Annotated in this window: 11 protein-coding genes; 6 read left to right on the forward strand and 5 right to left on the reverse strand. The window is 35.5% G+C overall.

Annotation, left to right across the window (positions count from 1 at the left end):
* Window positions 1-116 precede the first annotated feature (116 nt).
* The 5 genes from vrrA to AAIB49_RS02400 all read left to right on the forward strand — a co-directional run bounded on the left by vrrA (window position 117) and on the right by AAIB49_RS02400 (window position 3,073).
* Entirely contained in the window at window positions 117-587 is a 471-nt protein-coding gene (gene vrrA / locus AAIB49_RS02380) for a VrrA/YqfQ family protein (protein WP_343457079.1), read from the forward strand.
* 75 nt (window positions 588-662) lie between these two features.
* Window positions 663-1,616 (forward strand): peptide-methionine (R)-S-oxide reductase MsrB, encoded by a 954-nt coding sequence (gene msrB / locus AAIB49_RS02385; protein WP_343457080.1) that lies wholly within the window; start codon window positions 663-665, stop codon window positions 1,614-1,616.
* A gap of 52 nt (window positions 1,617-1,668) precedes the next feature.
* On the forward strand, window positions 1,669-1,872 hold the full coding sequence (locus AAIB49_RS02390) for a DUF6501 family protein (RefSeq protein WP_339214966.1): 204 nt from the start codon (window positions 1,669-1,671) through the stop codon (window positions 1,870-1,872).
* 93 nt (window positions 1,873-1,965) lie between these two features.
* Window positions 1,966-2,511: an NADPH-dependent FMN reductase gene (locus AAIB49_RS02395; protein WP_343457081.1), complete on the forward strand. Its 546-nt coding sequence runs from the start codon at window positions 1,966-1,968 to the stop codon at window positions 2,509-2,511.
* Between the two features lie 322 nt (window positions 2,512-2,833).
* The gene (locus tag AAIB49_RS02400) at window positions 2,834-3,073 is read left to right on the forward strand and encodes a DUF362 domain-containing protein (RefSeq protein WP_186869728.1); all 240 of its coding nucleotides are present in this window, start codon (window positions 2,834-2,836) and stop codon (window positions 3,071-3,073) included.
* A gap of 35 nt (window positions 3,074-3,108) precedes the next feature.
* On the opposite strand, the gene AAIB49_RS02405 is transcribed toward AAIB49_RS02400, so the two are convergent.
* A complete protein-coding gene (locus tag AAIB49_RS02405; protein ID WP_339214971.1) occupies window positions 3,109-3,378 on the reverse strand; it encodes an acylphosphatase in 270 nt (89 codons plus the stop codon).
* Between the two features lie 125 nt (window positions 3,379-3,503).
* On the opposite strand from AAIB49_RS02405, the gene AAIB49_RS02410 reads away from it, so the two are divergent.
* A complete protein-coding gene (locus AAIB49_RS02410; RefSeq protein WP_343457084.1) occupies window positions 3,504-5,030 on the forward strand; it encodes an FAD-dependent oxidoreductase in 1,527 nt (508 codons plus the stop codon).
* 64 nt (window positions 5,031-5,094) lie between these two features.
* Here AAIB49_RS02410 and modB read toward each other — a convergent pair whose 3' ends face one another.
* From modB to AAIB49_RS02430, 4 genes are all read right to left on the reverse strand, one after another.
* Window positions 5,095-5,775 carry a molybdate ABC transporter permease subunit gene (gene modB / locus AAIB49_RS02415; protein WP_343457086.1) on the reverse strand — a complete coding sequence of 227 codons (681 nt, stop codon included), beginning with the start codon at window positions 5,773-5,775 and terminating at the stop codon, window positions 5,095-5,097.
* Window positions 5,756-6,535: a molybdate ABC transporter substrate-binding protein gene (modA, locus tag AAIB49_RS02420; protein ID WP_343457088.1), complete on the reverse strand. Its 780-nt coding sequence runs from the start codon at window positions 6,533-6,535 to the stop codon at window positions 5,756-5,758. The genes modB and modA overlap by 20 nt, the downstream gene beginning before the upstream one ends.
* Window positions 6,536-7,065: 530 nt before the next feature.
* Window positions 7,066-8,043: a tyrosine-type recombinase/integrase gene (locus AAIB49_RS02425; protein WP_339217972.1), complete on the reverse strand. Its 978-nt coding sequence runs from the start codon at window positions 8,041-8,043 to the stop codon at window positions 7,066-7,068.
* Between the two features lie 994 nt (window positions 8,044-9,037).
* Window positions 9,038-9,571, reverse strand: a complete 534-nt coding sequence (locus tag AAIB49_RS02430; RefSeq protein ID WP_343457090.1) for a GNAT family N-acetyltransferase — start codon at window positions 9,569-9,571, stop codon at window positions 9,038-9,040.
* Window positions 9,572-9,707 lie beyond the last annotated feature (136 nt).

The following is a 9,707-nucleotide window of genomic DNA, read 5'->3' on the forward strand; positions in this document are numbered from 1 at the left end:
CGGTTACCCGGGAAATACAGGCTCTTTTTTTATGATTCCTACTTGTGTGCCTACACGCTTTACGATTCAGTACGTACAATGAACTAGATATAACTATTGAAATGAGGGATGGCAATATGGTATTCCCACCGCAGAGACAATCAAGAGGCAATTTCCCTAGAAACGATTTTCCATTTCCGAACCCTGGTTATCGTCAAATGCCACCACGAAATAACCCGTTAGCAGGCTTAGTTCAGCAATTTTTAGGTAGGAGTGGGCCAAATGTTGGGCAAACACAGAACGTTGGCCAGATGGCTTCTAGAGGCGTAGAGGGTTTATCGAAGACATTAAATGGTGTGCAGCAAGTATTACGTGTAGTAGATACTGCTACACCATTAGTAAAACAGTATGGACCACTTGTTCGAAATTTGCCTGCTATGTATCGGATGATGAAAGCATTTAACTCGATGGAAAGTACGGATGCAGCAGAAGAAAGTAATGAGCTTGAAAGTCTTGAACGGGAGTCTATTTCTACTAATACCATTGATGAGGAGTCTCCTGTAAGACGATCGAGAGAAGGGCAATCCACACCAAAATTATTTATCTAATAAGGCAGTAAACTTGATTTTTCGATGAAAAAAGGAAAAAATGAATTATAGTAGCAGTTTATGGAGGTAGTAAATATGACAGATCAATTTGAAAAAGCCACTTTTGCAGGTGGATGCTTTTGGTGTATGGTAGAACCTTTTGACACTCGTCCTGGAATTAATCGGGTTGTTTCAGGATATACGGGAGGACATGTTGAAAATCCAACGTATGAACAAGTTTGTTCCAATACAACTGGACATGTAGAAGCGGTACAAATTACCTTTGATCCAGAAATCATGCCATATGAACAATTACTCGAGACTTTTTGGCAACAAATTGATCCAACTGATCCTGGAGGTCAATTTAATGATCGGGGAGAATCTTATCAGACTGCGATTTTCTATCACAATGATAAACAAAAAGAATTGGCGGAGAAATCGAAGCAGGTATTAGCTGAAAGTGGTAAGTTCTCCAAACCTATCGTTACGAAGATTCTTCCTGCCAAGCCTTTTTATGAAGCGGAGGAAAATCATCAAGATTACTATAAGAAGCAGTCCTTCCATTATCGCCTGTATAAAAAAGGCTCTGGCAGAGAGGATTTTCTAAAGAATACGTGGAAAATAGACAAATCTAACCTAAAGGAAAAGCTTACGCCACTTCAATATCACGTTACACAAGAAAAAGGGACTGAACGTCCGTTTGAAAATGAGTATTGGGATAATCAAGAAGAGGGAATATATGTAGATATTATTTCTGGTAAACCGTTATTTTCTTCAAGAGACCAATATGATGCTGGATGTGGTTGGCCAAGCTTTACGAAGCCAATCGATAGCTATGAAATCGTAGAGGAACTCGATACGTCACATGGCATGATTCGAACTGAAATTCGCAGTAAAACGGCTGATTCTCATTTGGGACATGTATTTGAAGATGGTCCTAGCGAACATGGGGGATTGCGTTATTGTATGAACTCTGCTGCAATGCGCTTCGTTCCGAAAGAGAAGATGGAAGAAGAAGGATATGGACATTTATTGAAATTATTTAATTAGAAACTGAGTTTACCATCATTGCATTATGTTACCTGAAGGAGGAAAATGACTTATGATGCATTTAAAATGGGAGAATAACCCAACAATCAAACAAATAGAATGTGTACATGCTAACGCAAAGAAATTCATTGTAGATAATAAGTTAACACCTGGGAAAGTATACGATGTGAAAAACGAGACAGAAGAGTTCTATTTTATTTTTGATGATAGTAATCGTATTGCAGGATTTCGTAAAGATTACTTTAAAGAAATGTAATTAGTCTTTGCGATAATGGCAGAATTGCTGCCATTGCTACATAAGTAGTTCAAAACAAACAAGAATGGAATCACAACTAATGGAGGTAATAAAATGAACGTTGTTACGTTAGTAGGAAGTATTAGAAAAGAATCATTGAACATGAAAATTGCGAAATTCATGCAGGATCGCTACAAAGATAAATTTAATATGCAGATTTTAAGTATTGATACACTACCATTTTATAATCAGGATGACGAAAATGATCCTCCACAAGTGGTGAAGGACTTTAAAAGAGAGATAGCGAATGCTGATGCTGTTATCATTGTTACGCCTGAGTATAACTGGTCGATTCCAGGAGTATTAAAGAATGCTCTAGATTGGGGTTCACGTGTGGAGAAAGTATTGGTAAATAAACCTGTATTTCCTCTAGGGGCTTCACAAGGAGTACTTGGAACAATTCGGGCACAACTTCATTTACGAGATATTTTATCCTCTACAGGTATTCAAGCAAGAATACTTCCACCAGGAGGAAATGAAGTGTTAATCAATTTAGCAGGACAAAAAGTAGACGTAGAGACGGATATTTTAACTGATCAAAAGACTATCGAATTTTTAGATAGCAAAATTGATACATTTATTGAATTTATTAATTCTTAATTTATAAAGGAAAAGAAGCTTACTCTTGCAGTTAAGCTTCTTTTTTACTTTAAATACATCTAATAAATCTAGCCATATTGTAAGACTAACGAATATGACATTTGGATTGGATTGCGTATTTAAAGGAAGTAGAACATGTAAGATATACTAGTCTGTCTTGTACATCTATCTCCATATTACCTCGCCTTAAAGAAATCGTATGAAAAAAATGAAAAAGGTGATTCTATTAGTAATTGCTTGAACAAAAAATTGAACTTCTGTAGTATAATTACTATAATATGGCATTTATTGAGGTTTATATTTTGTAAAAGGAGGTTCTTACATGGCATTTGTTATTACGTCGCCTTGTAAAACAGAAAAAGCAGGGGAATGTGTTGAAGTTTGTCCTGTTGATTGTATAGAAGAAGGCAAAGATATGTTTTTTATTGATCCAGATATTTGTATTGATTGTGGAGCTTGTGAAGCAGTTTGTCCAGTAGAAGCTATCTATATGGAAGATGAAGTTCCAGAAGAGGAAAGTGAATATATCCTATTAAATCGTAAATTCTTTGAAGATCGTTAATAGTAAAACCGCTATCCGTTTGGAATAGCGGTTTTTTATTTGATATCAAATGCTTTATAGTGTTGATGGGTTTCATTTACAGTTATCTGTACGTCATCAATTCGTATTAATGGATGAAAACCTTCTTTTAATTGTTTTATATAAGCTGTGATAGGTGCTTTTGTCCCTTCGATTTCCAATTCGACTCTACCATCTTCTAGATTTCTCACCCATCCCTTTAAATCATAGTCAATAGCCTTCTGTTTTGCTGCAAACCGAAATCCAACACCTTGAACACGTCCACTAACGATAATATGCACATTCATTTTAATCCTCCTTGATTTAACAAGAATACCATATAAATCCAATGATTATTGGGGATACTGATTATAGATATATTCATTATGACATATCAACTAAATCATGCATGGTAAGAAGGAGTGGTTTATACATGGCGCAATCAAAAGAATTACCTCAGTTTCCAGAGCCATTTTGGCGGGAAATAGATATACCTAATTATCCGAAATTAGAAGAAGGAATGAAAGTGGATGTTGGAATAGTAGGGGGAGGCATTGTTGGTATAACGGCAGCTTATTTACTTGCCAAGCAAAATGTAACGGTAGCTCTACTTGATGCAGGTAGAATTTTAAATGGAACTACCGGACATACTACTGCAAAAATCACAGCCCAACATGGCCTCATTTATGATGAGTTTATCCAACATTTTGGCGAAGAAAAGGCGAAATTATATTATGAAGCACAAATGGAAGTGAAAGAATTTGTAGAAGCTACAGCGAAGGAATTGGACATTAATTGTGACTTGGAAGAACAGGATGCGATTATTTATACAAATTTGGATGACTATGTGAATCAGTTAGAAACGGAGAAAAAAGCGTATGATACATTAGGGATTGATAGTGAATTAACGGATTCGATACCGCTAAAGGTGCAGCATAAAAAAGCATTGATTATGAAAAAGCAAGCGCAATTCCACCCACTGAAATTCTTAAGTGTACTGGCTAAAGAAGCGGTAAAACATGGTGCACAAATTTTTGAGAATACTACTGCAGTTGATGTGGAGTATAATAAGCATCCCGCAATCATTACGAGAGAGGGACATCGAGTTATTTGTGGCAATATATTTGTCGCTTCCCATTTTCCATTTTATGATGGACAAGGTTTCTACCCTGCTAGAATGTATGCAGAGAGAGCATATGTTTTAGCAATTAAATCGAAGAAGAACTATCCTGGTGGAATGTATATTACAGCTGAGGAGCCTACTCGTTCTCTACGATCTATTACGATAAATGGTGAGGAAGCTTGGCTTGTTATAGGGGATAATCATAAAACTGGCCAAGGTAAGTCCACAATCGAGCATTACAAAGCATTACAGGATTTTGCAGAAGCCCATATCGGTGTGGAAGAGATTTTATATCGCTGGTCCGCACAAGATTTAACCACACTCGATAAACTTCCGTATATAGGTAGAATTTCGGAGGAAGAAGATAAGATTTTCGTTGCTACAGGATTTCGGAAATGGGGAATGTCAAATGGTATTCTGGCAGCTAATATTATCTCGGACAAGATTTTAGGTCATGAAAATCGATATACTGAATTATTCTCACCTTCTCGATTCCAAGCAGACCCTTCCTTACGTAAGTTTGCGCGAATTAATGCCGATGTAGCCAAGCATTTAATTAAAGGAAAGTTAGAGTTTACGTATAATAGTATTAAATCACTTTCCAAGGATGACGCCACCGTTACACGAATCAATGGAAAAAGGGCAGGTGTCTATAAGGATCCAGAAGATAAATACCATTGTGTGGATACGACATGTACCCATATGGGGTGTGAAGTAGAATGGAATTCTGGAGAAAGAACATGGGATTGTCCATGTCATGGTTCTAGATTTTCTTACACTGGTGAGGTAGTAGAGGGACCAGCGAAGCGGCCATTAGAGCGAATTGATTTGGAGTAGGATCAAGATAGTTGCTCAAACAAATAAAAGCCATACAGCCTCTAGTTCGCTGTATGGCTAATTTTTATTCTTCTCTAACTCGCACAAATAGCAACATGATAAAGGATATTAAAACAATCGAAATAACCCATAGCCAAGCCATAGTAAGGTTACCAGACTCCATTGCAACATAGATTGCGGTAGGTATAGTTTGGGTTACACCAGGTATATTCCCTGCGAACATTAGGGTAGCGCCGAATTCACCTAAGGCACGTGCGAAACTTAATATACATCCCGTGATGAGCACCTTTGATGCTAGCGGAATCGAAACAAATAATAATAGCTTACCTTCACTTGCACCATCCAACCTAGCCGCAGCTTCAATATCTTTATCCACACCTTGGAAGGCTGATTTTGCTGATTGATACATGAGTGGAAAGGCAACGATTGAAGCTGCAACAACAGCAGCGTACCAAGTAAACATAATAGGTTGATGAAATAACCATTCCATTATTTTACCAACAAAACTATTTCTTCCAAATACGACAATAAGAAAAAATCCAACAACAGTAGGAGGGAGGACGATTGGTAGCATCATGATAGTTTCGATTATTGCTTTTCCTTTAAAAGATTTTCTAGCGAATAGTCGTCCGATTAACGTTCCGATTAGGATGACCAGAATACCAGAGATTGTAGCAACTCTTAAGGACAACCATATCGGATTAAGAAATTCTTCTGATACTAAACTAATGAGTAGTGAATCCATAATGTTCGAATACCTCTAATGAATTTTGGTTTTGTAAATAGTGATAGAAATCTTTAGCAGCTCCATAGTTCTTCGTATCGTGAATAATCCCAACTGCATAGGATATAGGTGAATGCGATGATGGGTCTGCGGTAGCGATAATGGCTACTTTATCAGACTGCAAAGCATCTGTTTTATATACGATACCAGCTTCTACATTACCGGTTTCTACATAAGCTAGTACTTGTCTAACATCCTTCGCATAAACCAACTTAGATTGAAGATCACTCCATAGATCGTAAAATTCAAGTGTTTCTTTAGCATACTTACCAGCTGGAACCGTTTCTGGTGTACCAATTGAAATACGCTGTACATCATCTTGAAGTAAGTCATCAAATTCGGAAACTCCATTATGTTCAATCGGAGCAACTAGTACAAGCTCATTTTCTAGCAATTGGGTACCATCTTCCTCCTTAATGAATCCATCTTCAACTAGACTATTAAATTTATCCTCTGCCGCAGAAAAATAGATATCAGTAGGAGCACCTTGTGCAATTTGTTGCTGCAAGGATCCTGATCCACCAAAGTTAAAACGAATATTCACATGAGAATTTTCATCCTCGTATAATTGTTTAATATCTTCTAAAGCATCTTTTAGACTAACTGCAGCTGATATGGTTAGATCAACTTCATTTGATTGGTTTACGGAATGGCTCGAGCAACCAGTTATAATCACAATCAATAGAAGTATGGAAAAAATAGGTTTCTTCTTATGTAACACGCACTTCCACCTCGCTTGAAGAATCTTGCAATCTATTTATAGTTTACTATAATAATTACCATTTTTGTTTACTAATTAAATTGAAAGGAAGGAATAAAGGGTCGTATATGGCATGTATGCTGTAGAAGTGTATGGAAAAAGTGGTTCATTTAATTCAGAAATATATCAATAAGTAGAAAATAGTATGGAGCATAGTAAATTAACATCTGCAAAAAATCACGAGTGTCATTTTATAAGAATATTGCTTTTGGAATTTCAAGAGGCAATATATAAATTGTTGATCACCCTTCTAGTTAACCATAATTTATTTATGTAAATTAAATAAATGATTTGTTTAATTTGTAAAAAAATGGATGCTGCAAGAAGCGAATTCTAAGAGAATTATCTGGGTGATTGTACATAAATGCAAAGTAAATTCGCCTGAGAACGAAGAAGAATCAAAGAAAACAGTCGTAAAACCCAATAATATCAAGGTTTTACGACTGTTTTTATGCACGAAAAAACATAAGTGATTAGAGGTTTTAAGTGTTTTAATGAAAGAATCGGGATACATCTTTGTTCTTCATCGCTCTTTTCTTCTGTTCATTGTTAACATGCGTATAAATCTGAGTTGTATTAAGATTGCTATGACCCATCAGTTGCTGAATTGTCACTAAATCTACACCATCACGAACCATTCCGGTTCCAAAGGTATGCCGTAATTTATGAGAAGATAATTTCTTTTGCTTTAAATAATGAAAACCTGGTTGTTGGGTTAACCGTTCAAAGGTTTCTTCCGTTATCTCTTGAATTCTCCTTCTGGAAATACGAGTTCCACGCTTTGAAAGAAAAAAGGCATTAGCATGATCAGGCTTCGGAACTCCTCGATACATTTTCTCGTATTCTAACAACAGTTGATACAATGGAATGGGGAGGGGGATATAACGTGTTTTATTTCCCTTTCCCAATACCTCGATACCAGGTTCGTCTTCATCTCGAATTAAATCCGATAAGTTTAGGTTATAAACTTCTACTACTCGCAATCCAGCCAAACTCATTAACATAAGAATACATCTATTTCGGATATGATATTGCCCTGGTGCAATGGATAAAAGAAATTGTTCCAGCTCCTTGTCACTGAGATATGTAGGCAGGCGACCATTCTCTTGCTTGGCCATATCTACTTCTAAAGCCGGATTATAGGATAGATATTCTGCCTTCACTAAGGATTTAAAAAAAGTACGAAGGGTCATTAACCGTCTATTTCGGCTTGATTTTGCTGCGTTCCGATGTTGCTTTCTTAAAAACGATGCTATATCTCTTTTAGATACGGTGTTCAGCTCAACACATTCGCTTTCTCCAAGATTTATATACTCCAGGAATAGCTTTACATCATAAAAGTAAGAGTGGATCGTAAAATCGGAATACCCTAAATCCTCTAAATATGTTTGGAATATCTCTAACTCTTCATCATAGTACGATAGAATTTCTTGTTTCAGATCTGTAGCATTACTTTCGGCTATTTTCAGTGTATGTCACTCCTTTGATAGATAATCGATGACCTTATTATACTGTAATTTCATTTTAACCGCACATAATAACAATTATGTGCGGTTAGATGGTAGAAAATGGGGGTAATATTGCTATAAATACACTATAATTATCATATTTTTCGCTCAATTAAGGAGCATTTAAGCAGTAAAGAAATGATCTAGAACCATGACAATGGATAAAAAAGGGATTATTGTGTAAATGAAGCAAGCTGGAGTAATTGTGTTGTTAGAAGAAATAGTAGCGAAAGAAATTATTTGAGAAAATTTCACAAGGGATTAACAGTAGATTATTGGCTGGTCGTCGAATTTAACGACATGATCTATGATTGATACATGGAAAGTAATAGTTTGGACATGGACAAGTTATCAGAGTATATAATGTGAGCATTGGAAACTAACAATTAATATATTAAATCGAGTAAAGCCAAAAAAATGCAGCAGTAATTTTGAAAACTTTAGTTATTGATATAGGTTAATAAACTGTTAGTTATATAAAAATAGAATGATTCGGCAGCTGCTTAATTAATAAAGTTATTTAATTACAAAACGATATTTCGATCAAACACATTGTATGGCCAAATAATTTTAAGCGCGTTATATAATTAAATTTAATTTGTATAATAGCGTTTTTAAAATTTTGTCTCACTATCATGAGTATACTTTAAATGTGAGATGATATTCAGTGCTTTTTTGATAACTTCCCATAATAAGTATTATGTAAACTAGATAATTGAAAAAGCAAAATTGGATTGATTAGCTAAAGGCTGATAAGATGTCTCCTCTCTTGCTTAATTGTATACTTTTATAGATATTGAAACATATCAAGACTTTTTTAGTTAGAAATTAGTCTTGATATGCCAATTTTACGACATATTCAAAAAAACAGTCTTAAAATTTTGATCACCGAAAAGTAGGCAATCTACTTGGATCCCCTACTTTAACTATTGCACCCTTTAATTGAAAAAAGAGTTTATTGATAGCCCGACCTAGTTAACCCATATATGTCTGAATGCTCAAATACCCCTGATTTAAGAATATCTTCTTTTAAAACTCCCTCTTTTTTCATCCCAACATTTATCATTACTTTACTTGATGCGGGGTTCTTTGACATAGCCTTTGCCCAAATTCGGTTAAGATTTAGATCTTCGAAACCATATCTCACTATTTCCTTAGCAGCTTCGGTTGCATAACCATTTCCCCAATATTCTTTACCAATCCAGTACGCTAATTCAGCCTTTTTATGGGTATCGTTTATACGAATCGTCATCGTTCCAATTAAAATGTCTTCAGCTTTTAAAACAATAGCAAAAGGAAAAATATCATTTTTCATCATTTTAGGATGGTTTTCAATCCACTGTTTAGCCGCTTCTAATGGATATGGATGTGGTATGCCTAATGTTGTTTTAGAAACATCTTTGTTGCCAGCCAATTCTTGGACCCTGGTTGCATCATCTATTGTAAATTGACGAAGAATTAAACGTTCTGTTTTTAATGTTATTAACACTTCCTAACACTCCCTCAATAAAGTTAATTTTTCTTCCAAATACTCGCGTATTCTCAATATTTTATAAACACTAGTTAGTTGACACACCTTATAGATAGTTAAAAATTGAAAGTAATTCAATTTATTTACAGGTTGG

Source organism: Ornithinibacillus proteolyticus (genome assembly GCF_039581225.1).
GTDB lineage: Bacteria > Bacillota > Bacilli > Bacillales > Amphibacillaceae > Ornithinibacillus > Ornithinibacillus massiliensis.

What these genes read in the sequence shown, in the direction of transcription:
- vrrA (WP_343457079.1), top strand. Translation starts at nt 117, where the DNA reads ATGGTATTCCCACCGCAGAGACAATCAAGAGGCAATTTCCCTAGAAAC.
- msrB (WP_343457080.1), top strand. Translation starts at nt 663, where the DNA reads ATGACAGATCAATTTGAAAAAGCCACTTTTGCAGGTGGATGCTTTTGG.
- AAIB49_RS02390 (WP_339214966.1), top strand. Translation starts at nt 1,669, where the DNA reads ATGATGCATTTAAAATGGGAGAATAACCCAACAATCAAACAAATAGAA.
- AAIB49_RS02395 (WP_343457081.1), top strand. Translation starts at nt 1,966, where the DNA reads ATGAACGTTGTTACGTTAGTAGGAAGTATTAGAAAAGAATCATTGAAC.
- AAIB49_RS02400 (WP_186869728.1), top strand. Translation starts at nt 2,834, where the DNA reads ATGGCATTTGTTATTACGTCGCCTTGTAAAACAGAAAAAGCAGGGGAA.
- AAIB49_RS02405 (WP_339214971.1), bottom strand. Translation starts at nt 3,378, where the DNA reads ATGAATGTGCATATTATCGTTAGTGGACGTGTTCAAGGTGTTGGATTT.
- AAIB49_RS02410 (WP_343457084.1), top strand. Translation starts at nt 3,504, where the DNA reads ATGGCGCAATCAAAAGAATTACCTCAGTTTCCAGAGCCATTTTGGCGG.
- modB (WP_343457086.1), bottom strand. Translation starts at nt 5,775, where the DNA reads ATGGATTCACTACTCATTAGTTTAGTATCAGAAGAATTTCTTAATCCG.